At 67.6% G+C, this 21,997-nt stretch carries 15 protein-coding genes; 10 read left to right on the top strand and 5 right to left on the bottom strand.

Annotated features, from left to right (window positions below; genetic code table 11):
* The first annotated feature begins 190 nt into the window (after window positions 1-190).
* The 4 genes from AC6CH2_RS09550 to AC6CH2_RS09535 all read left to right on the top strand — a co-directional run bounded on the left by AC6CH2_RS09550 (window position 191) and on the right by AC6CH2_RS09535 (window position 4,718).
* A complete protein-coding gene (locus AC6CH2_RS09550; protein ID WP_435396856.1) occupies window positions 191-937 on the top strand; it encodes a ferredoxin--NADP reductase in 747 nt (248 codons plus the stop codon).
* A 147-nt stretch (window positions 938-1,084) separates the two neighbouring features.
* Window positions 1,085-2,644, top strand: a complete 1,560-nt coding sequence (locus tag AC6CH2_RS09545) for an alpha/beta hydrolase (RefSeq protein WP_498269019.1) — start codon at window positions 1,085-1,087, stop codon at window positions 2,642-2,644.
* 143 nt (window positions 2,645-2,787) lie between these two features.
* Window positions 2,788-3,534: an ABC transporter ATP-binding protein gene (locus tag AC6CH2_RS09540; protein ID WP_498269018.1), complete on the top strand. Its 747-nt coding sequence runs from the start codon at window positions 2,788-2,790 to the stop codon at window positions 3,532-3,534.
* Complete coding sequence (locus tag AC6CH2_RS09535; protein WP_498269017.1) at window positions 3,531-4,718, top strand: ABC transporter permease; 1,188 nt, start codon at window positions 3,531-3,533, stop codon at window positions 4,716-4,718. Before AC6CH2_RS09540 ends, AC6CH2_RS09535 begins: the two co-directional genes overlap by 4 nt.
* Window positions 4,719-4,862: 144 nt before the next feature.
* Here the strand turns inward: AC6CH2_RS09535 and AC6CH2_RS09530 are convergent, their stop codons facing one another.
* The gene (locus AC6CH2_RS09530) at window positions 4,863-5,906 is read right to left on the bottom strand and encodes an energy transducer TonB (protein ID WP_498269016.1); all 1,044 of its coding nucleotides are present in this window, start codon (window positions 5,904-5,906) and stop codon (window positions 4,863-4,865) included.
* A 443-nt stretch (window positions 5,907-6,349) separates the two neighbouring features.
* On the opposite strand from AC6CH2_RS09530, the gene AC6CH2_RS09525 reads away from it, so the two are divergent.
* Together AC6CH2_RS09525 and AC6CH2_RS09520 are read left to right on the top strand one after the other, a co-directional pair.
* Window positions 6,350-7,417: an SPFH domain-containing protein gene (locus tag AC6CH2_RS09525; protein WP_498269015.1), complete on the top strand. Its 1,068-nt coding sequence runs from the start codon at window positions 6,350-6,352 to the stop codon at window positions 7,415-7,417.
* Window positions 7,417-8,517, top strand: a complete 1,101-nt coding sequence (locus AC6CH2_RS09520) for a TFIIB-type zinc ribbon-containing protein (protein ID WP_498269014.1) — start codon at window positions 7,417-7,419, stop codon at window positions 8,515-8,517. Before AC6CH2_RS09525 ends, AC6CH2_RS09520 begins: the two co-directional genes overlap by 1 nt.
* 2,024 nt (window positions 8,518-10,541) lie before the next feature.
* On the opposite strand, the gene mnmE is transcribed toward AC6CH2_RS09520, so the two are convergent.
* The 4 genes from mnmE to rpmH form a co-directional block, all read right to left on the bottom strand.
* A complete protein-coding gene (gene mnmE, locus AC6CH2_RS09515; RefSeq protein ID WP_498269013.1) occupies window positions 10,542-11,909 on the bottom strand; it encodes a tRNA uridine-5-carboxymethylaminomethyl(34) synthesis GTPase MnmE in 1,368 nt (455 codons plus the stop codon).
* 147 nt (window positions 11,910-12,056) lie between these two features.
* Window positions 12,057-13,769 (bottom strand): membrane protein insertase YidC, encoded by a 1,713-nt coding sequence (gene yidC / locus AC6CH2_RS09510; RefSeq protein ID WP_498269012.1) that lies wholly within the window; start codon window positions 13,767-13,769, stop codon window positions 12,057-12,059.
* Between the two features lie 15 nt (window positions 13,770-13,784).
* Entirely contained in the window at window positions 13,785-14,219 is a 435-nt protein-coding gene (gene rnpA, locus AC6CH2_RS09505; RefSeq protein WP_435395716.1) for a ribonuclease P protein component, read from the bottom strand.
* 53 nt (window positions 14,220-14,272) lie between these two features.
* Complete coding sequence (gene rpmH, locus AC6CH2_RS09500) at window positions 14,273-14,413, bottom strand: 50S ribosomal protein L34 (protein WP_031374044.1); 141 nt, start codon at window positions 14,411-14,413, stop codon at window positions 14,273-14,275.
* 299 nt (window positions 14,414-14,712) lie between these two features.
* Between rpmH and dnaA the strand changes: the two genes are divergently transcribed.
* The 4 genes from dnaA (at window position 14,713) to gyrB (ending at window position 21,961) form a co-directional block, all read left to right on the top strand.
* Window positions 14,713-16,047 carry a chromosomal replication initiator protein DnaA gene (dnaA, locus tag AC6CH2_RS09495; protein ID WP_031374043.1) on the top strand — a complete coding sequence of 445 codons (1,335 nt, stop codon included), beginning with the start codon at window positions 14,713-14,715 and terminating at the stop codon, window positions 16,045-16,047.
* Between the two features lie 528 nt (window positions 16,048-16,575).
* Complete coding sequence (gene dnaN, locus AC6CH2_RS09490; protein ID WP_498269011.1) at window positions 16,576-17,676, top strand: DNA polymerase III subunit beta; 1,101 nt, start codon at window positions 16,576-16,578, stop codon at window positions 17,674-17,676.
* Between the two features lie 136 nt (window positions 17,677-17,812).
* The gene (recF, locus tag AC6CH2_RS09485; protein ID WP_498269010.1) at window positions 17,813-18,910 is read left to right on the top strand and encodes a DNA replication/repair protein RecF; all 1,098 of its coding nucleotides are present in this window, start codon (window positions 17,813-17,815) and stop codon (window positions 18,908-18,910) included.
* 582 nt (window positions 18,911-19,492) lie between these two features.
* Window positions 19,493-21,961 carry a DNA topoisomerase (ATP-hydrolyzing) subunit B gene (gene gyrB / locus AC6CH2_RS09480; protein WP_498269009.1) on the top strand — a complete coding sequence of 823 codons (2,469 nt, stop codon included), beginning with the start codon at window positions 19,493-19,495 and terminating at the stop codon, window positions 21,959-21,961.
* The last annotated feature ends 36 nt before the right edge of the window (window positions 21,962-21,997 follow it).

Genomic DNA, 21,997 nt, shown 5'->3' with positions numbered 1-21,997 from the left:
GCGGCGAATGCCTTAGTATAGGCGGCCCCGCGGTGGCGCTCCGGTCACAGACTGTTGCGAATTCCCGCGTTGCGCAGCGCCGCACAGTCCCCAGACTTTGCACTGGACGGCCGCCCGACCACCGCCCGGCCGCCCCGCGCGCCCGAACGCCCCCGCGCCTTGCCAGGCACGACCCAGAAGCTCGATCTCCATGAAGCAGTTCCCGCTCAAACTCGTTTCGCGCCGGATGCTGGCCCCGACCGTCGGCCACTACGTCTTCCTGCGCGACGACGGCGAGCCGCTGGACTACATCCCCGGCCAGTTCATCCAGGTGCACTTCCAGTATGCCGACGGCACCGCGACCAAGCGCAGCTACTCGCTGGCGACCATCCACGACCACGCGCTCGGCGCCGGTGAAACGGTCGAGATCGCGGTCAGCTACGTCGCCGGCGGCGCCGCGACGGCGCTGTTCGAGGGCATGGACGAAGGCGACCTGGTCCAGGCCAGCGGGCCGTTCGGCCGGTTCTGCCTCAACCCGGCCGACGCCAACCGCCGCTATCTGCTGATCGCCACCGGCACCGGGGTGACCCCGTACCGGGCGATGCTGCCGCAGCTGGAAGCGCAGATCCGCGACCGCGGCATCGAGGTGGTCCTGCTGTACGGCGCGCGTTCGCCGATCGAGCTGCTATACGGCGACGAGTTCCGCGCCTTCGCCGATCGCCACCCGAACTTCCGCTTCGTGCCCTGTTTCTCGCGCGAGCTGCCCGAGCAGCCGCACCCGGACGTGCGCCACGGCTACGTCCAGCAGTTCCTGGAAGAGTTCGCGCCGAACCCCGACAGCGACATCGCCTACCTGTGCGGCAACCCGAACATGGTCGACACCTGTTTCGAGGCGCTCAAGGGCCACGGCCTGCCGGTGCCGCAGATCCGCCGCGAGAAGTACGTCTCCTCGAAGTAAGCGCTCACGGCGCGACCCGGCGCAGCCGGGCATGGCGGCGAGCGCGCAGCCCCGTCAGAAAACCGGTGCGTCCGGTCCGGTCACATTTTTCCCGTCGCCCCCGTCTGTCATTCTTGAAGGCGCACCGCCTGGGAACGAGAAACGGACATGCACCCACTTCGATACGGATACCGACCGCGCAGCCTCGCGGTCTTCGGGCTCGCCGCGATGCTCGCGGCGGCCGCACTGAGCGGCTGCGGCCAGGCCGGTTCGGCCGACGCCGGCGCCGGCGCCGAACGCACCGACACGAGCGCAGCCAAGCGCCACTACGGCCGGATCGTGTTCGATCCGTGCACCCTGTCCACGCCCTACGCCAGCGGCACGATCGCGGCGCAATGCGCGCAGTTCGAAGTGCCGGAGAACGCCGCCGAGCCCAAGGGCCGCAAGCTCAAGCTCAACCTGGCCTGGCTGCCGGCCACCGACGAGGCCGGCGTCGCCGAAGACCCGGTGTTTTTCCTCGCCGGCGGCCCCGGCCAGGCCGCGACCGAGTCCTGGCCCAGCGTCGACGCGGCCTTCCGCGAGGTGCGCAAGCACCGCCACATCGTCCTGATCGACCAGCGCGGCACCGGCAAGTCCTCGCCGCTGGCCTGCCGCGACGCCACCGGCGAGAACGCGGCCCATCGCGACGAGGCCGCGCAGTTCGATGCCGCGGTGCAGGCGGTCGCGCGCTGCGCCCGGCAGCTCGGCGTCGATGCCGCCCGCTTCACCACCAGCGACGCGATCGCCGACCTCGACGCGGTGCGCGCCGCGATCGGCGCGGCCAAGATCGACCTGGTCGGCGTTTCCTACGGCACCCGCGTCGCCCAGCAGTACGCCACGCGCTATCCGCAGCACACCCGCAGCGTGGTGCTCGACGGCGTGGTGCCGAACGAACTGGTGCTCGGCAGCGACCACGCGCGCAACCTCGACAACGCCCTGGCCCTGCAGTTCAAGTTGTGCCAGCAGGTCCCGGCCTGCCGGGCGCGCTTCGGCGCCGATCCGCGCGAGCAGCTGCGCCAGCTGATGGCGCGCCTGCAGACGCCGGTCGACGTCGATTACCGCGACCCGCACACCGGCGAACAGAAGCGCGCTCCGATCGGCGCGGCCCAGGTCGGCATGCTGACCCGGATGTTCTCGTACGCGCCGGAAGCCGCTTCGCTGTTGCCGCTGGTGTTGAACGAAGCCGACCAGGGCCGCTACGCGCCGCTGATGGCGCTGTCGAAGATGATCGAGAGCCAGCTCAGCGAGGAGCTGAACTACGGCATGCAGCTGTCGGTGATCTGCGCCGAGGACGCCGACCTGATCCGGCCCGACCCGCGCGACGCCGATACGGTGATGGGCGATGCCATGACCAAGACCCTGATCGCGCAGTGCAAGGTCTGGCCGACCGGCTCGCGGCCGAAGGACTTCCATGCGCCGTTCAAGTCGAACCTGCCGACCCTGCTGCTGTCGGGCGAACTCGACCCGGTCACGCCGCCGCGCTACGGCGACCAGGTGGTCAAGCACCTGCCCAACGGCCGCCACCTGATCCTGCGCGGCCAGGGCCACGGCGCGCTGCGCATCGGCTGCACCCCGAAGCTGCTCGGCCAGTTCGTCGAAACCGCCGACGCCAAGAAGCTCGACGCGCGTTGCCTCGATGCGCTCGGCTACGTGCCGCCCTTCGTCTCTTTCAACGGCTGGGAGCCATGAGTCGATTCGGAATTAGCGGATGCAGGACGACCGGACCAGCGCAGCGAATGCCCTGCGAGTCCCGAGTCCCGAGTCCCGAGTCCCGAGTCCCGAGTATCGAACTTCAGCTCCGCTCCCCGGCCCGAAACCCGAGTCCCGACACCATGATTTCAGCTCACGATCTGCATAAAAGCTTCAAGACCAAGACCGGTACCGTCCACGCCGTGCAAGGCGTCGATTTCGAGGCCCGCGACGGCCAGATCACCGGCCTGCTCGGCCCCAACGGCGCCGGCAAGACCACCACCTTGCGCATGCTCTACACCCTGATGCGGCCCGACCGCGGCGAAGTGCGCGTCGACGGCATCGACGCCGGCCGCGACCCGGCCGCGGTGCGGCGCGCGCTCGGCGTGCTGCCGGATGCGCGCGGCGTGTACAAGCGCCTGACCGCGCGCGAGAACATCGCCTATTTCGGCGAGTTGCACGGCTTGTCGCGCAGTCTGATCGAAGAGCGCACCCGCGCCTTGTCGCAGGCGCTGGACATGGGCGACATCCTCGACCGCCAGACCGAAGGCTTTTCGCAGGGCCAGCGCACCAAGACCGCGATCGCCCGCGCCCTGGTCCACGACCCGCGCAACGTTATCCTGGACGAGCCCACCAACGGCCTGGACGTGATGACCACGCGCGCGCTGCGCGGCTTCCTGCGCGGCCTGCGCGAGGAGGGACGCTGCGTGATCTTCTCCAGCCACATCATGCAAGAGGTCGCGGCGCTGTGCGACCGCATCGTCATCATCGCCAAGGGCCAGGTCGTGGCCGCCGGCACCGCCGACGAACTGCGCGCGCTGACCGGCCAGGACAATCTCGAGGACGCCTTCGTCCAGGCGATCGGTAGCGACGAGGGCCTGCACGCATGAACACCTCGGCCTTTTCCGCCGTCTGGGCGGTGATCCGCAAAGAACTGCGCGACATCTCGCGCGACCGCCGCACCCTCGCCATGGCCCTGTTGATGGGTCCGCTGCTGTATCCCTTGTTCATGCTCGGCCTGAGCACGATCGCCGAGAAACGCACCCGTACCCAGCTCGACACCGAACTGCGGGTGCCGGTGCGCGGCGCCGAGCACGCGCCGAACCTGATCAAGTTCCTCGCCACCCAGAACATCGTCGCCATCCCGGCCCCGGCCGACCTGGACGCGGCGATCCAGAACCAGGACCACGACGTCGGCCTGATCATCGCCAAGGACTATGCCGGGAATTGGAAACAGGGCCAGCCGGCCCTGGTCGAGATCGTCCAGGACAGCACCCGCCGCGACGCCGAGATCCCGAACCGGCGCGTGCGCGCGGCGCTGGAGGGCTATAGCCGCCAGGTCGGCGTGCTGCGCCTGCTCGCCCGCGGCATCGCCGCGACCGTCAGCCAGCCGGTCAACGTCGGCGACCGCGACGTCGCCACGCCCGAGGCGAAACGCGGCCTGCTGTTGTCCGCGCTGCTGCCCTACCTGTTGATCCTGACTTCGTTCATCGGCGGCGCCTACCTGATCATCGACGCCACCGCCGGCGAACGCGAACGCCAATCGCTGGAGCCGCTGCTGGCCACGCCGGCGCCGCGCTCGGCGATCGTCAGCGGCAAGATCGCCGCCGCCTGCCTGTTCGGCCTGCTGTCGCTGCTGCTGACCCTGCTCGCGTTCAAGCTCAGCGCACAGATGAGCGACGGCGTGGGGCGCATGCTCGACATGAGCCTGCTGGCGATCTTCAAGATGTTGCTGATCCTCACGCCGATGCTGTTCATCGGCACCGCCCTGCTGACCTTTCTCTCGGCCACCTCCAAGAGCCTGAAGGAAGCGCAGAGCCACATGGCCTGGCTGATGCTGCTGCCGGCGGTGCCGTCGGTGGTGCTGATGGTCAACCCGCTCAAGACCCAGTTGTGGCAGTTCGCGGTGCCGTTCCTGGCGCAGAACCAGATGCTGCTCAAGGTCATCCGCGAGGAGGCGATCTCGGGTCGGATCTGGGCGGTGTACATGAGCACCGCCTTCGCCGTCGCCGCGCTGCTGTGGTTCGCGGCGGTGCGCCGTTACCACAACGAGACGCTGGCGATCTCGGGCTGACAGGCGGCCGGCAACCGGTTCGGTCCGGCGGCTGCCTCGCGCGGCCCTGGATCGAATCGGTCGCCGCGACTTCCGGCGACTGCCAACGAAAAGCCCGGCTCGCGCCGGGCTTTTCGTTGGCGACAAGGGCGAACGCCGCGCGGATCAACCGCCCGGGTTGAAGCCGATCGTGCGCCGGGTGGTGACCTGGCTCGGGACCGGCTGGAACCGCCACTTGCGCACCGCGTTGACGGCTTCGCGGTCGAACACGCGGGCCGGGTTGGAACGGACCACGCGCGCGGCGGTGACCGAGCCGTCGGTGCCGACGGTGAACTCGACCTGGACCTCGCCCGACTGGCCGGCGCGCAGGGCTTCCGGCGGGTAACGCGGGGCCGGCGTGGAGACCGCGCGCAGTTCGCTGGCCGGGGTCGCGGCCGACGCGGTCGCCGCACGCTCGGTCGGGGCCGGACGCTCGGCGTTGCGCTGTTCGCTGGCGCGCTGTTCGGCGGCGCGTTGCTCGGCCGCACGCTGCTCGGCTTCGCGCTGCGTCGCCGCCTGGCGTTCGGCCGCCTGCTGGGTCGCCAGTTGCTGGGCGGCCTGCTGCTGTTGCTGCTGCTGTTGGGCCTGGCGCTGCTTCTCGACCTCGGCCTGCTTCTTGAGCTGCTCTTCGGCGGTGAGCTTTTCCTGCTCGGCGCGCTTGGCCAGGGCTTCCTGCGAGGCGCCGATGCTGGCCTTCAGGCGGGCGACCGCCGGATGCTGCGGGTCGGCGCGTTCGATCAGCGCGGCCAGGCGCTGGGCTTCGGCGAAGTCCTCGCGGCCCACGCTCTGTTCGGTCGCGATGACCGTCATCGGCAGCAGGTCGGTCAGCGCGCTCGAGGCCACGGCGTCGGCCGGGGCCTTCTCGCGCAGGGCGAGGTAGTACTCGACGGCGTTGTCCTCGGCCGGCGCGTACAGGCGGTTCTCCACATAGGCCTTGCGCGCGGCCTCGCGCAGTTGCTCGACCGACAAGGCCGAGACCTTGGCCGAGACCGCGGTCTGCGCCGTCACCGCCGGAGCGGTGGCCGCGGCGGCGGGCGACGCGTCCGTGGCGGGCGCGGCGTCTTCCTTCTTTCCGCAGGCGGCCAGCGCGCATCCCAGCGCGATCACGGCGGAGACCTGCTTTACAGCGGACAGCCGGCTGTTACGCCGGTCATTGTTAGCGACGATCATTGGCAAAAACTCCCCTGAAGTACGCGAGACCCGTCCGATACGGGGCCGGGCGCACGCCCGATAGGACGCGCTACGGAGCCGCGTTTGTCAAGCGTTCAGGTTGGCTGGGGCCCCCGGGATAGGCGTCAGACATGGAGTGTGCCACCCATCGCGGCCCGAACCGATACCAGGTGTGTCGGTTCGCGCCCCTGGCGCGACGAATTACACAAATTTCGTCACCCGGCGGCGGGCCCGGCCGCGCGGCCCGGGGCGGCGTCGCGGCGATGCAACATCGTGCGCGGCGCGGTGGTGCGCCGGCCCCGTCGGTGCGCGGCCGCCCTGCCCGCCCCCGTGCAAGCGGTCCGGCCGGGTCCGAATGGGTCGGCCCACCGGCCGGATTCCGGTCCCCGCTGACTTCAGCCGGCGTGATCTAGAATCGCCGCACCACAGGCAGGGAGCGGCACATGAGCATTCTGGGTTTCATCAAGGGCGAGCTGCTGGAGATCATCGAGTGGACCGATGATTCGCGCGACACCCTGTCGTACCGCTACCCGGACGACGACAAGGAGATCAAGAACGGCGCCCAGCTGATCGTGCGCGAGTCGCAGCAGGTGCAGTTCGTCGCCGCCGGCCAGTACGCCGACCTGTTCGGGCCCGGCAAGCACACCCTCAAGACCGAGAACATCCCGGTCCTGTCGACCATCCTGGGCTGGAAGTACGGCTTCGACTCGCCGTTCAAGTGCGATGTCTACTTCCTCAACACCCGCCTGTTCACCGGCAACAAGTGGGGCACGTCCAACCCGGTGATGATGCGCGACGCCGACTTCGGCGTGGTCCGCCTGCGCGCCTTCGGCACCTACGATTTCCGCATCGTCGACGCACCGAAGTTCCTCAGGGAAGTGGCCGGCACCGACCAGAATTTCCGCCTCGACGAATTCGCCGACACCATGCGTTCGCGCATCGTCAGCGTGTTCACCGAGGCGCTGGCGACCGCCAACGTGCCGGCGCTCGACGTGGCTTCGCGCTACGGCGAACTCGGCGACGCGCTGCTGCCGATCATCAACCCGGCCATGACCGGCAAGTACGGCATCGAGATCACCGCCTTCGTGCTCGAGAACGTCTCGGTGCCGCCGGAGGTCGAGAAGGCCATCGACGCGCGCTCGAGCATGGGCGTGGTCGGCAACCTCAACGACTACGTGAAGTTCCAGATGGGCCACGCCATGGGCCAGGGCGGCGAAGCCGGCGCGGCCGCGGCGGTGCCGGCGCAGATGGCGGTCGGCTTCGGCATCGCCCAGGAAATGATGCGCAGCATGCAGAACGGACAGACGCAGGCCTCCGCCGGCGCGACGCCGCCGCCGTTGCCGGGCGCGAACGCGCTCGAGGTGCTGACTCCCGAGCAGGCCGCCGCCGCGCTCGGCGTCTCGGTCGAGGACGTGATGGCCGCGATCGCCGCGGGCGAACTCAAGGCCCGCAAGATCGGCAGCGCCACCCGCATCGCCAAGGCCGCCCTCGAAGAATTCCTGCGCGGCTGATGGATAACGCCACCGTCGGCAAGCATCCCTGCCCGGAGTGCGGCGGGGATCTGCAATGGAATGCGGCCAAGCAGTCCCTGGCCTGCCCCTACTGCGGCACGATCGTGCCGTGGTCGCCCGCGCAGGAAGCGCTGGGCGAGCAGGTCGTGGAACTGGATCTGGTCAGCGCCCTCGCCCACCACCCCAGCGACCAGCGCGGCTACGGCGGCGGCGAGCGCCGAGAAGTGCAGTGCCGCAGCTGCAAGGCGATCTCGGTATTCGTCGACGGCAAGGTCGCGCAGCGCTGCGAGTTCTGCGGCTCGCCGGCGGTGATCGACCACGAATCGCTCGGCGACGCGATCACCCCGCAGAGCCTGCTGCCGTTCAAGATCAGCGACGGCCAGGTCCGCGACAGCATCCGCAAGTGGTACGGCACCCGCTGGTTCGCGCCGAACCGGCTCAAGAACGCGGCCCTTACCGACACCCTCAAAGGCGTGTACCTGCCGTACTGGACCTTCGACGCCCATGTCTCGGCGCAGTGGACCGCGGAGGCCGGTCATTATTACTACGAGACCGAGAGCTACTTCGAGAACGGCCAGCGCAAGACCCGCCAGGTGCGCCACACCCGCTGGGAACCCGCGGCCGGGTCGTTGCAGCATTTCTTCGACGACGACCTGGTGCCCGGCACGGTCGGCGTGCACGCGAACCTGCTGCAGCAGATCGGCCAGTTCCCGACCACCAGCGATCTCAAGCCCTACTCGCCCGAGTTCGTGCGCGGCTGGATCGTCGAGCGCTACCAGGTCGACCTGCGCGCCGCCTCGGTGCTCAGCGAAAGCTCGATGCAGGAACAAACCCGCAGCCTGTGTTCGGCGCAAGTCCCGGGCGACACCCAGCGCAATCTGCAGGTCGACGCCACCTATCGCGGCCGCACCTTCAAGCACATCCTGGTCCCGGTCTGGCTGGTCAGCTACACCTACGGCTCGCGCAGCTTCCAGGTCCTGGCCAACGGCTACACCGGCCAGCTCGCCGGCGAGCGCCCCTATAGCTGGGTCAAGATTTTCTTCGCGGTGGTGGCGGCGTTGATCGCGGCGGTGGTGGTGTTCGGGGTGTTGGGGCGCTGATCGGGGCGGCGGGACGCTGATCGCGCGCAGGCAGGTGGTTGCGGCGGCGTGAGCGAGTTCATCCTGGGTACTTTCGGTCGTTGGCCGCTGGGTGTTGCCGCCGCTGCTGCCGTCGTTGCCGTCGCCGTTGTTTGAGGTTTGAGGTTTGAGGTTTGAGGTTTGAGGTTTGAGGTTTGAGGTTTGAGGTTTGAGGTTGGCGGTTGGCGGTTGGCGGTTGGCGGTTGGCGGTTGGCGGTTGGCGGAAGCTTCGCTCTTTCTCGATCAGCGTAGCGAGTCCTCCCCTGTAGGAGCGACGTGAGTCGCGACCGAGACCTCTCAACATCACGCCGATGCTGGCCGTAACCGTCAGGGTAGCGGCTCGAGCCGCGACCAAGGGACGCGCTAGCCGTCGTCATCTATCGAAGCGGCGCTCTTTCGCCAGGGGTAGGAGCGGCGTAAGCCGCGACATCGCTGCGACGGACTCGCGGCGCATTCGTCCTTGAGATGAAGATCAAGATCAAGATCAAATCCAAAGCTTCCGCCACTAAAGCGGCGGGTCACTTTCTTTTGTCTAAAGCAACAAAAGAAAGGTAACCAAAGAAAAGTGCTTCTCTTTGAATCAAGGGCCCGCACGAGCGATGCCGACGCCGGGATTTTTCATACGGGACCTCCCTGTCCCGATCAAAAACGGCGCGCATCCGTGCGCGCCGCCCTACGGGTCTTCGATGGCCTTCGCGAGTGCTCGGCGACACACAGCAAAAGCAACGGCCAAAGCCGCAAACAGCCGACGCGCGCGACGCCCTCCCTGTAGGAGCGACGTGAGTCGCGACCACGGGACGCACAGAGACAATGATGCCTATGTCATCCATCGAAGCGGCGTCTCTTTCGCCGGGGTAGGAGCGGCGTAAGCCGCGACCGCGAATCTGCGGCCGGCGGCGTAGGCGATTGGGATTGCGCGGTCGCGGCTTACGCCGCTCCTACAGTGGTCGGTACGCGGCGCCGTTGTCGTTGTCGTTGTCGTTGTCGTTGTCGTTGTCGTTGTCGTTGTCGTTGTCGGGATTTTGATCTGGTTTGCTTTATGGCTTTGCTTGCCGCTTCGCCGGTCAAAAGCAGACCCGGAGGGCGGCCCGCAGGGAGGCGGGCCGTGCGCAAGCAGGCCATGGATGGCCTGTCTGGAGCATCCCTGCGTCGGCATCGATCATGCGGGCTTGTGCCCTTGCAGGGAGAAGCACTTTTCTTTGGTGACTTTCTTTTGTTGCTTTGGACAAAAGAAAGTTACCCGCACCCTTTAGGGGGCGGAAGCTCTGCTATTGATATTGCTTCACCGCCCTGCGGCAAAAGCGCCGCAACCGAAGACGACGGGGTCGCGACTTGCGTCGCTACCCCCGCGAGAGTTAACGGCTTCGACCGGTGACTTCCGCGTTATGGACTCTGCGCGTGCCTTGGTCGCGGCTTACGCCGCTCCTACAGGGACTGCGGCCAGGAACGCCGTGAGGTCGTGCCGACGCGATCGCGACTTGCGTCGCTCCTACCCCGCGAGAGTTAACGGCTTCGACCGGTGACTTCCGCGCTGCGGACTCTGCGCCTCCCTTGATCGCGGCTTACGCCGCTCCTACAGGGGCTGCGGCCAGGAACGCCGTGAGGTCGTGCCGACGCGGTCGCGACTTGCGTCGCTCCTACCCCGCGAGAGTTAACGGCTTCGACCGGTGACCTCCGCGTTGCGGACTCTGCGCGTCCCTTGGTCGCGGCTTACGCCGCTCCTACAGGGACTGCGGCCAGGAACGCCGTGAGGTCGTGCCGACGCGGTCGCGACTTGCGTCGCTCCTACCCCGCGACAGTCAACGGCTTCGACCGATGGCCTCCGCGTTGCGGACTCTGCGCGTGCCTTGGTCGCGGCTTACGCCGCTCCTGCAGGGGCTGCGGCCAGCGACGCCGCAAGGCCGGGCCAGCGCGATCGCAGCTTACGCCGCTGTGCCCTTGGAGCTACGGAAAACGACGAGGCGAAACCGAAACAACGCGATCGCCGGCCGCGACCCGACGCCGCGCTACTTGCCGATGCAAAAACTCGAGAAGATATGCCCCAGCAGATCGTCGGCGCGCACGCGGCCGGTGATTTCGCCGAGCGCTTCGTGCGCCTGGCGCAAGGCCTCGGCGGCGAGGTCGAGCATTTCGTGGTCGAGTTGCACCCGCGCGTCGTCGAGTTCTTCGCGCGCACGCAGCAGGGCGTCGACATGACGGGCGCGCGCGGTGAAGGCGCCCTCCGAAGATTCGGCGGTATCGCCCTGGGCCAGGGCGCGCAGTCGCGCGTGCAGGCCGTCGAGGCCGGCGCCGCTGCGCGCGGAGACGAACACGCGGTCTTCGCCGCCGATGTCGACCGGGGTCGGCGAGCCGTAGTCGGACTCGATCAGATCGATCTTGTTATAGACGTAGAGCCGCGCCGGCACTTCGGCGATCGCCTCGGCGACCGCCTGCAGGCCGGTTTCCGGATCGCTCGCGTCGAGCACCACGATCGCCAGGTCGGCGCGTTCGAGTTCGCCGCGGGCGCGGCGCATGCCTTCGCGCTCGATCGCGTCGCCGCCGTCGCGCAGGCCGGCAGTGTCGACCAGAGTCAGTTCGACGCCGTCGAGCTTGACCGTCTCGTGCAGCAGGTCGCGGGTGGTGCCGGCGATGTCGGTGACGATGGCGCGGTCGCTGCCGGCCAATGCATTCAGCAACGAACTCTTGCCGGCGTTCGGCGGGCCGACGATCACTGCATGCAGGCCGTCGCGCAGGCGGCGGCCGCGTTCGGCGGCGGCGAGCAGGTCGTCGAGCGAGGCCGAGGCGGCGGCGAAGCGCGCGCGCAGGGCCGAGCCGCCCAGGGTGTCGAGCGGCTCATCGGCGAAGTCGATCGCCGCTTCGACGTGGACGCGGATCGCGAGCAGGTCGCCTGCCAGGGCCTCGACCCGCCGCGAGAACTCGCCGTCGAGGGCGCGCCGGGCGGCGCGCGCGGCGCGGACGTCGGCCGCGGCGATCAGGTCGGCGACCGCTTCGGCCTGGGCCAGGTCGAGGCGGCCTTCGAGAAAGGCGCGCTCGCTGAACTCGCCGGGACGCGCGCGCCGAGCGCCCAGGGCGCAAGCGCGAGCGAGCAGGGCCTCGAGCAGGGCCGGGCCGCCGTGGGCCTGCAACTCGACCACGTCCTCGCCGGTGTAGCTGGCCGGCGCGGCGAAGTACAGGGCGATGCCGTCGTCGATGGTTTCGTCGCGCTCGTCGCGGAAGCGCACGTAGTGCGCGTGGCGCGGGCGCAAGGCGCGCGCGGCGACGGTTTCGGCGATCGCCAGCGAACGCGGGCCGGACAGGCGGACGATGCCGACCCCGCCGGCGCCCGGCGCGGTCGCGATGGCGGCGATGGTGTCGCGGGCGGGGACGTCGGTCATGGGCGACATGATAGGGGGCCGCCGGTGCTCTACGTGAAAGCTCCGCGGCAAGGACGTCGCAAGACGTCCCGGTGAATCCGTTCGCACAAACACGAAGCCCGCCTGGCGGCGGGCTTCGTCGATCGGTTCAGGGCACGAACCGGACCGTCATTCCTTGCTGGCCGGCGCTTCGGCGTAGCGCTTGGTGGTCAGCCACTGCTGCAGCAGGCCGAGGCCGCCGTTGGCCACCTGGTACAGCACCAGGCCGGCCGGCAGGAAGGCCAGGATCACGCCGAAGATCAGCGGCATGAACTGCATCATCTTGGCCTGGGCCGGGTCCATGCCGGTCATCGGGGTCAGCTTCTGGGTCGCCCACATGATCGCGATGTTGATCAGCGGCAGCACGAAGAAGGGATCGCGTGCGGTCAGATCCTGGATCCAGCCGAACCACGGCGCATGACGCAGCTCGACCGACTCGGCGAGCATCCAGTACAAGGTCATGAAGATGATCATCTGCGGCAGCAGCGGCAGGCAGCCGCCGACCGGATTGATCTTCTCCTTCTTGTACAGCTCCATCAGCGCCATCTGGAACTTCTGCTTGTCGTCGCCGTAACGCTCCTTGAGCTGGGCGACGCGCGGCTGGAACTTGCGCATCTTCGCCGCCGACTTGTACTGCGCCGCCGACAGCGGGTACAGCACGAGCTTGAGCAGCACCACCAGGCCGACGATGGCCCAGCCCCAGTTGCCGAACAGGTTGTGCATTTTCTCCAGCAGCCAGAACAGGCCGTTGGCGAGCGTCGCGAAGATGCTGTAGCTGCTGAAGTCGACCGCGCGGTCGAGGCCGGCGACGTCCTGCGCCTCGATCGCCTTGACCAGCTTCGGGCCGACCCACAGGCGCGCTTCGGTCACCGCCCTGGCGCCCGGGGCGACGTTGACGCCGGGGCCCATGTCGCGGATCAGGTACTGCGGCGCGCCGCCGGCGCTGAGTTCTTCGAGCGAGAACTGGCCCGCATCCTTCGCGCCCGGGATCCAGGCGGCGAAGAAGTGGTGCTGCAACATCGCGATCCAGCCGCCGTTGACCTGCTTGTCGAGCTTGCCGTCGTCGCTGAAGTCCTCGAACTTGCGCTTCTCGTACTTGTCGGTCGGGCTGTACCAGGCGGCGCCCTGGAAGCTGTACTGCTCCGGGCTGAACGGACCCTTGTGGGCGAGCTCGCGCGGCACGCGGCTGAGCTGGCGATAGACATAGCCCTGCCACGGCGAGGGGCTGGCGTTGATCACTTCGTCGCGCACGCGCACCGCGTAGTCGCCACGGCGGAAGGTGTAGGTGCGCTGGATGCTGACGCCGTTCGGGCCGGTCCAGACGAACGGCACGGCGAGCTCGTTGGCGCCCGCGGCCAGGGCCAGGTTGCGCTGCTCGCCGGCGTAGCGGAAGCCCGACTCGTGCGTCGGTGCGGCATTGCCCTGGCTGACCCAGCCGCTCTGGGCGACGAAGTACAGGGTCGAGTCGCTGGCCAGCAGACGCATCGGCGGACTGTTCGGCTCGGAGGTCTTCGGGTACTTGAGCAGGTCGGCTTCGCTGAGCTCGCCCCCGCGCAGGTTGACCTTGAGCACGTCGGTGGTCACCACGACCAGCGGCTCGCCGGCGGCGGTGCCGGCGGTGCTCACCGTCGAGGCGGCGGGGGTGCTCGGCACTGCGGCGGTGTTCGGAGCGCCCGGCACGCCGGCGGCGACCGACGGCGCAGCCGTCGGTACGCTGCTGGCCGGAGCGACGGCGGCGGCAATCGGAGCCGGCGGAGCCGACTTCTCCTTGCCCCATTCCATCCACAACAAGGTCGCCACCATCAGCCAGGCGAGGATCAGAAAAGCACGGGTCTGGTTCATGGGCAGCAGGCAGGCTCAGCCGGGACCGGGGTCCGGCAGGGGGTCGGAAGGGGAAGCGGCCGGCATTGTGCCGGGCGCAGGGGTCGTGGGCAATGCGGGCGCAGGCCGGGTGCCGGCGCGCTTGAGCAGACTATGCAGGGCGGCGCGCAGTTCCTCGCCGCTGCAGCGCGAGGCGCCGGGGCGGGCGACGATCACATAGTCGCCCGGCGCCAGCTCGGCGCGCAGGTGACGGAAGGCGTCGCGCAGGATGCGCTTGATGCGGTTGCGGCCGACCGCATGCGGATCGACCTTGCGCGACACGGCCAGGCCGAGTCGCGGAGCGACGGCCGGATCGGCTTGAAAATGCAAAGCAAGCACGGGCAGCGCGACGCGCCGACCATGCTTGAAGATTCGATCGAAGTCGGAGCGCGCGCGTACCCGCGCGGTGCGCGGGAAGCGGGTCGAATTCATCGTATGCGAACGGCCGCGCGACGCCAGGTCAGCGCAGGCGGCCGAATCGACGCTTAGGCGCAGAGACGCTTGCGGCCCTTGGCGCGACGACGGGCGAGAATCTTGCGGCCGTCGGCGGTCGCCATGCGGGCACGGAAACCGTGGTCGCGCTTGCGCTTGAGGTTGCTGGGCTGATAGGTGCGCTTGGTGGCCATGATCCGGCTCGATGTAACGACGTAATAGGACCGCCGATTCTAGAGGGTGCTCAGAGTCCGGGTCAAGCCCTTGTTTACTTTGACGTTTGGGCCGATGCCCTCGTGCGCGTCGGCGCGACCCGCGCAACCTGTGCATGAACCTGTGGATTAGTCCTGTTCCGGACTGGGTCCCGATGGTAGTCTGACCGACCCCCGGCCCTGTCCGCCACGATGTCCGCATCGTGCGCTCGGCCGCTTTCGTCCGCTGCGCCGCCAGGCCTGCCGACCGAGTCAGTTACACATAAGAAGACGCATTACAGATGGAAGCCTGGCCCCGCTGCCTCGAACGCCTCGAAGCCGAATTTCCGGTCGAGGATGTACACACCTGGTTGAAACCGCTGCAGGCGACGCGACGCGACGACGTCACCGTGCTGTACGCGCCGAACGCATTCGTGGTCGAACACGTGCGCGAACGTTACCTGGGACGGATCCGCGAGCTGCTGTCGTATTTCGCCGGCAGCGGCGAGGTCAGCCTCGAGATCGGTTCGTTGCCGCGGGCGGTGCCGGCGGTGGCGCGCGAGTCCGAAATCGCGGTCAGCGCGCCGCGTCCGGTCGCGCCGCCCGAGCCGTTCCAGGGCAACCTCGACAATCACTACACCTTCGACAACTTCGTCGAAGGCCGCAGCAACCAGCTCGGCCGCGCCGCGGCTTGGCAGGCGGCGCAGAAACCCGGCGAACGCGCCCACAACCCGCTGCTGTTGTACGGCGGCACCGGCCTGGGCAAGACCCACCTGATGTTCGCCGCCGGCAACGCCATGCGCGACGCAAATCCGGCGATGCGGGTGATGTACCTGCGTTCGGAGCAGTTCTTCAGCGCGATGATGAAGGCGCTGCAGGACAAGACCATGGATGCGTTCAAGCGTCAGTTCCAGCGCGTCGACGCGCTGCTGATCGACGACATCCAGTTCTTCGCCGGCAAGGACCGCACCCAGGAAGAGTTCTTCCACACCTTCAATGCGTTGTTCGACGGCAAGCAGCAGATCATCCTGACCTGCGATCGCTACCCGCGCGAGGTCGAGGGGCTGGAGCCGCGGCTGAAGTCGCGCCTGGCCTGGGGTCTGTCGGTGGCGATCGAGCCGCCGGACTTCGAGACCCGCGCCCAGATCGTGATCTCCAAGGCCAAGGAACGCGGCGCCGCGGTGCCCGAGGAAGTCGCCTTCCTGCTGGCCAAGAAGATGCGCTCGAACGTGCGCGACCTGGAAGGCGCGCTCAATACGCTGACCGCCCGCGCCAACTTCACCGGCCGCGCGATCACCACCGAGTTCGCCCAGGAGACCCTGCGCGACCTGTTGCGTGCGCAGCAGCAGGCGATCGGCATCCCCAACATCCAGAAGACCGTGGCAGACTACTACGGCCTTCAGATCAAGGACTTGTTGTCGAAACGGCGTACGCGCTCGCTCGCTCGTCCACGTCAGGTCGCCATGGCGCTGACCAAGGAACTGACCGAGCACTCGTTGCCGGAGATCGGCGATGCCTTCGCCGGCCGCGACCACACGACCGTTCTGCATGCCTGCCGGCAGATCCGCACGTTGATGGAAACCGACGGCAAGCTGCGTGAGGATTGGGACAAGTTGATTCGCAAGCTCAGCGAGTGAGGCCGCCCGACCGCATCCGCGGTCCGCGCTCACCCGGTGGGAACGCAATACCGCTCGATGCTGTCGTCGTAAAACCGCGAGAGTTCGATGCCGACGTTCGAAGTCCGGATGCCCGTCGTCCGCTTCGTTCGCCGGGACCGCGGGCTGGCCCGGGGGCCTGCTCCGGGCTCCGGGTCCCCGGCATCGTCGCTGCTGCGGAGGCCCGGAACTGAACGTGTTTCGGGGGTTCGCGCTGCGACGAGCACAAGGTAATCGGTAAGTACTTGTTGCGAAAGGCATAACTCGGGGGATGAAAGTCGTACAAACTGTGGACAAGTCAGCGGCCGCCGGCAGGCGCCATTCTTATCCACAGGATGTACCGCATGCCCAGGGTCAGTTCTACCCGCTTTTGAAGTGCCGAAAACCGCTTGTAAATCAAATATTTAAGTGACTTCTCCAGCGTTTTTCGCTACACCATCACCACCAAGCTTTTGATTTATACATCTCTTTAGTAATGGGCTTAGGCCCACCGACGGGCAAGGGGTCCGCATGCGTTTCAGCCTGCAACGCGAAGTCTTTCTCAAGCCGTTGGCCCAAGTGGTCAACGTCGTCGAACGCCGGCAGACCTTGCCGGTCCTGGCCAACCTGCTCGTGCAGGTCAAGGACGGGCAGCTCTCGCTGACCGGTACCGATCTCGAAGTCGAAATGATTTCGCGGGTCGCGGTCGACGATGCGAAGGACGGCGAAACCACGATTCCGGCACGCAAGCTGTTCGAGATCGTTCGAGCGCTTCCGGACGGCAGCAAGGTCACCGTGTCGCAGACCGCCGAAAAGGTCACGGTGCAGGCGGGGCGCTCGCGCTTCACCCTGTCGAGCCTGCCGGGCAACGACTTTCCGTCGATCGACGAAGTCGAAGCGACCGAGCGCGTGCGCGTGCCGGAAGCCGCGCTGAAGGAACTGATCGAACGCACCGCGTTCGCGATGGCCCAGCAGGACGTGCGCTATTACCTCAACGGCCTGTTGTTCGACCTGCGCGAGAACAGCCTGCGCTGCGTCGCCACCGACGGACACCGCCTCGCCCTGTGCGAAGCCCCGTATGAAGGCAATGCCCAGACCAAGCGCCAGATCATCGTCCCGCGCAAGGGCGTGCAGGAACTGCAGCGCCTGCTCGAAGGCGGCGATCGCGAGGTCGAACTCGAGATGGGCCGAGGCCACATCCGGGTGAAGCGCGACGATGTCACCTTCACCAGCAAGCTCATCGACGGCCGGTTCCCGGATTACGAAGCGGTGATCCCGATCGGCGCCGACCGCGAGGTCAAGATCGAACGCGAAATCCTGCGGGCCTCCCTGCAGCGCGCCGCGATCCTGTCGAACGAGAAGTACCGCGGTGTGCGCATCGAGGTTTCGCCGGGCCAGCTCAAGATCAGCGCGCACAACCCGGAGCAGGAAGAAGCCCAGGAAGAAGTCGAAGCCGACACCAAGGTCGACGACCTGGCCGTGGGTTTCAACGTCAATTACCTGCTCGACGCGCTGACCGCCCTGCGCGACGAGCACGTGATCCTGGCGTTGCGCGATGCGAACTCCTCGGCTCTGGTACGCGAGGCATCGAACGAGCGTTGCCGTCATGTCGTGATGCCGCTGCGCCTGTAACGGCCAGCGCAGCAGAACCGGCTTCGTCCCGGTTCCACGTGGAACATCACACGCCCGGCCTGTCCGGGCGTGTCCGTTTGCGGCTTTCGGATCACGTGCCCGTCTGCCGGCCCTCCCCTTCTGCGATCATCTGCCGATGCATGTCACCCGTCTGGAAGCCCGAGGATTCAGGCGTTTCGCTGAAGTCGGCCTGCTGCCGGCTCCCGGAATTAATCTGATTACCGGCGAAAACGGTGCGGGCAAGACCAGCCTGCTCGAAGCCCTGCATCTGATGGCCTATGGCCGCAGCTTCCGCGGCCGCGTACGCGATGGGCTGATCCGGGCCGGCGATACGGCGCTCGAGGTCTTCGTCGAGTGGCAAGAGGCCCGACGCGAGCCGCGCCGCAAGGCCGGGCTGCGCCACAGTGGCCAGGAATGGGCCGGCCGGCTCGACGGCGCCTCGGTATCCCAGCTCGGCGAGCTTTGCGCCGCCTTGGCCGTGGTCAGTTTCGAGCCGGGCAGCCATTCCCTGATCACCGGCGCCGGCGAGATCCGTCGTCGTTACCTGGATTGGGGCTTGTTCCACGTGGAACCTGACTTCACTCCGCTGTGGCGCCGCTATACCCGGGCGCTCAAGCAGCGCAATGCTCTGCTCAAGGCGCGGGCCCGCGACGGCCAGCTCGATGCTTGGGATCACGAGCTGGCCGAGGCCGGCGAACCGCTGACCCGGCGCCGGCACCAGTACCTCGACGAGCTGCAACCCAAGTTTTCCGCCCTCGCCGCCGAACTGGCGCCGGGACTAGGCTCGGTCCGTCTGGATTACCTGTCCGGCTGGCGACGCGACGAGTTTCCGCTCGCCGATGCCCTGCTGCTGGCCCGCGAACGCGATCAGTTGGCAGGCTATACCTCGGTCGGGCCGCATCGGGCGGACTGGCGCATCGCCTTCGGTGGCCTGCCCGGTCGCGAAGCCCTTTCGCGCGGCCAGGCCAAACTGACCGCCCTGTGCGCCCTCCTGGCCCAGGCCGAACACCATGCGGCGAACCGCGGCGAATGGCCGGTCGTGGCTTTGGACGACCTGGCCTCGGAGCTCGACCGGAATCACCAGCAACGGGTGCTGGAGCGCCTGCTGGCCTCGAAGGCCCAGGTCTTCATCACCGGCACCGATCCGCCGCCGGCACTGGCCTCGATGCGGGTCGAGCTGACCAGGTTCCACGTGGAACACGGACAGCTCGGTGAGCTGTCGCGCGCGGGCTGAGCGGGGCCATACCTCGCGGAGTTCGCGGTATGGCAGTGCGCGCCTCGGATTAAGCAACAGTGGGGCATTGTTCGTTCGCGTCGACGCGGAATACCTCTGGCGGGCAGGTTTGGCTCGTCGTCGGATGGAGCAAATCGCCGACTGAGCACCGGCGTCGCCTAGGGGAGGAATCAGCGTCTGCAGTCAGGCCGCCGCGGGCGGCCGTTCGATTCCGGCCGTGCATTCCCTGGCCGGAGACGTTATCGGCGTCTGCGCCGTGGGCGGCCGAGCGTTCCTCGCCCCGAATCGACCCGAACCGGGTCAGTCGCCGCAGCTGAAGACCATGTTCCACGTGAAACATGACCGCCAGCCGCCTGCGTCGACTTTGAAAGCCGCCCCTCAGCCACCATCTCAAGGGCCATAACGGCGCTGTAAGCGCCCCGGAGCCCGTTTCGGCCCGGAGCGCCACCCACCCGGCGCTCCGGGTCGGCCTCCGCTCAGCCGGCCCGTACGCCCCGCCTGCTATACTGCAACCACTCACTACTGTGTCTCGACGCGTTCGGCGCCTTCGCCGGCAGCGCGTCGTCGGAGACTGTTGACGCAATGACCAACACCGAGCACGACCCCTCGCAAGACCCGACCTCCGACCCGATCCCGCAATCGCAGACCTACGACTCCAGCAAGATCACCGTCTTGCGCGGTCTCGAGGCCGTGCGCAAGCGCCCGGGCATGTACATCGGCGACGTCCACGACGGCACCGGCCTGCACCACATGGTCTTCGAGGTCGTCGACAACGCGATCGACGAGGCGTTGGCCGGTCATGCCGACGACGTCGTGGTCACCTTGCACGAAGACGGCTCGGTCTCCTGTTACGACAACGGTCGCGGCATTCCGGTCGACATCCACAAGGAAGAAGGCGTGTCCGCGGCCGAGGTGATCCTCACCGTGCTGCATGCCGGCGGCAAGTTCGACGACAACAGTTACAAGGTTTCCGGCGGCCTGCACGGCGTCGGCGTGTCGGTGGTCAACGCCCTGTCCGAGCACCTGTGGCTGAACATCTGGCGCGACGGCCACCAGTACCAGCAGGAATATTCGCTCGGAGAGCCGCTCTACCCGTTGAAGCAGCTGGAGGCCTCGAGCAAGCGCGGCACCCTGCTGCGCTTCAAGCCGGCGGTGGAGATCTTCACCGACGTCGAATTCCACTACGACATTCTGGCCAAGCGCCTGCGCGAGCTGTCGTTCCTGAATTCCGGGGTCAAGATCACCCTGGTCGACGAGCGCGGCGAAGGCCGCCGCGACGTGTTCCAGTACGAGGGCGGCATCCGCTCCTTCGTCGAGCATCTGGCCCAGCTCAAGACCCCGCTGCACCCGAACGTGATCTCGGTGTCGGGCGAGCAGAACGGCATCACCGTCGACGTGGCGCTGCAGTGGACCGACTCCTACCAGGAGACGATGTTCTGCTTCACCAACAATATTCCGCAGAAGGACGGCGGCACCCACCTGATTGGGTTCCGCGCCGCCCTCACCCGCACCCTGACCAACTACATCGAGCAAAGCGGCCTGGCCAAGCAGGCCAAGATCGCCCTGTCCGGCGACGACATGCGCGAAGGCATGATCGCGGTGTTGTCGGTGAAGGTGCCGGACCCGAGCTTTTCTTCGCAGACCAAGGAGAAATTGGTCAGTTCCGAGGTTCGCCCGGTCGTTGAGAGCACGTTCGGCGCACGTTTGGAGGAGTTCCTGCAGGAACACCCGAACGAGGCCCGCGCGATCACCGGCAAGATCATCGACGCCGCCCGCGCGCGCGAGGCCGCGCGCAAGGCCCGCGACCTGACCCGCCGCAAGGGCGCGCTCGATATCGCCGGCCTGCCCGGCAAGCTCGCCGACTGCCAGGAGAAAGACCCGGCGCTCAGCGAACTGTTCATCGTCGAGGGCGACTCCGCGGGCGGCTCGGCCAAGCAGGGCCGCAACCGCAAGACCCAGGCGATCCTGCCGCTCAAGGGCAAGATCCTCAACGTCGAGCGCGCGCGTTTCGACCGCATGCTCGGCAGCGCCGAAGTCGGCACCCTGATCACCGCGCTCGGCACCGGCATCGGCAAGGACGAGTACAACCCGGACAAGCTGCGCTATCACCGCATCATCCTGATGACCGACGCCGACGTCGACGGCTCGCACATCCGGACCCTGCTGCTGACGTTCTTCTACCGGCAGATGCCGGAGTTGATCGAGCGCGGCCACATCTACATCGGCCTGCCGCCGCTGTACAAGATCAAGCAGGGCAAGAACGAGATCTACCTCAAGGACGATGCCGCGCTGGACCAGTACCTGGCCAACAACGCGGTCGAAGGCGCGGCGCTGATTCCGGCCACCGGCGAGCCGCCGATCGAAGGCGCGGCGCTGGAAAAGTTGCTGCTCGCTTACGCCGGCGCCAAGGAAACCATCGCCCGCAACGCGCATCGCTACGATCCGAACGTGCTGCAGGCGCTGATCGATTTCACCCCGCTCGACACCGAGCACCTGCTCAAGAACGTCGACGAGCGCCACGAACTCGACGCGCTGGAAAAGCGCCTCAACCAGACCGGCCTCGGCAAGCCGCGCTATTCGCTGGCGCTGCACCCGGCCAACGAAACCCGCCAGGCCGCATTGCTGGTCACGCGCAATCACATGGGCCAGCAACTGATCCAGGTGCTGCCGCTGTCGGCGTTCGAAGGCGGCGAACTGCGTTCGCTGCGCGACGCGGCGGCGATGCTGCACGGCCTGGTGCGCGAAGGCGCGCAGATCGTGCGCGGCAATCGCGCGCAACCGGTCGCCAGCTTCGCCCAGGCCCAGGCCTGGTTGCTCGACGAAGCCAAGAAGGGCCGCGCGATCCAGCGATTCAAGGGCCTGGGCGAAATGAACCCCGAGCAGCTCTGGGACACCACGGTCAATCCGGAAACCCGCCGCCTGCTGCAGGTGCGCATCGAAGACGCGGTCGCCGCCGACCAGATCTTCAGCACCCTGATGGGCGATGTGGTCGAACCGCGCCGTGAGTTCATCGAGGACAACGCGTTGAAGGTGGCTAATCTCGACGTCTGATCCGGGCGCGGACGACGTCCCCGTCGTCGCCGCGTC

It is taken from the genome of Lysobacter sp. GQ73 (assembly GCF_059758755.1).
Note: the sequence above shows the minus strand (reverse complement) of the source record. Positions and strands in the feature narration are given on the sequence as shown.

Excerpts from the sequence above, each read along its gene's own strand:
- AC6CH2_RS09550 (WP_435396856.1), top strand. The coding sequence starts at position 191 with ATGAAGCAGTTCCCGCTCAAACTCGTTTCGCGCCGGATGCTGGCCCCG.
- AC6CH2_RS09545 (WP_498269019.1), top strand. The coding sequence starts at position 1,085 with ATGCACCCACTTCGATACGGATACCGACCGCGCAGCCTCGCGGTCTTC.
- AC6CH2_RS09540 (WP_498269018.1), top strand. The coding sequence starts at position 2,788 with ATGATTTCAGCTCACGATCTGCATAAAAGCTTCAAGACCAAGACCGGT.
- AC6CH2_RS09535 (WP_498269017.1), top strand. The coding sequence starts at position 3,531 with ATGAACACCTCGGCCTTTTCCGCCGTCTGGGCGGTGATCCGCAAAGAA.
- AC6CH2_RS09530 (WP_498269016.1), bottom strand. The coding sequence starts at position 5,906 with ATGATCGTCGCTAACAATGACCGGCGTAACAGCCGGCTGTCCGCTGTA.
- AC6CH2_RS09525 (WP_498269015.1), top strand. The coding sequence starts at position 6,350 with ATGAGCATTCTGGGTTTCATCAAGGGCGAGCTGCTGGAGATCATCGAG.
- AC6CH2_RS09520 (WP_498269014.1), top strand. The coding sequence starts at position 7,417 with ATGGATAACGCCACCGTCGGCAAGCATCCCTGCCCGGAGTGCGGCGGG.
- mnmE (WP_498269013.1), bottom strand. The coding sequence starts at position 11,909 with ATGACCGACGTCCCCGCCCGCGACACCATCGCCGCCATCGCGACCGCG.
- yidC (WP_498269012.1), bottom strand. The coding sequence starts at position 13,769 with ATGAACCAGACCCGTGCTTTTCTGATCCTCGCCTGGCTGATGGTGGCG.
- rnpA (WP_435395716.1), bottom strand. The coding sequence starts at position 14,219 with ATGAATTCGACCCGCTTCCCGCGCACCGCGCGGGTACGCGCGCGCTCC.
- rpmH (WP_031374044.1), bottom strand. The coding sequence starts at position 14,413 with ATGGCCACCAAGCGCACCTATCAGCCCAGCAACCTCAAGCGCAAGCGC.
- dnaA (WP_031374043.1), top strand. The coding sequence starts at position 14,713 with ATGGAAGCCTGGCCCCGCTGCCTCGAACGCCTCGAAGCCGAATTTCCG.
- dnaN (WP_498269011.1), top strand. The coding sequence starts at position 16,576 with ATGCGTTTCAGCCTGCAACGCGAAGTCTTTCTCAAGCCGTTGGCCCAA.
- recF (WP_498269010.1), top strand. The coding sequence starts at position 17,813 with ATGCATGTCACCCGTCTGGAAGCCCGAGGATTCAGGCGTTTCGCTGAA.
- gyrB (WP_498269009.1), top strand. The coding sequence starts at position 19,493 with ATGACCAACACCGAGCACGACCCCTCGCAAGACCCGACCTCCGACCCG.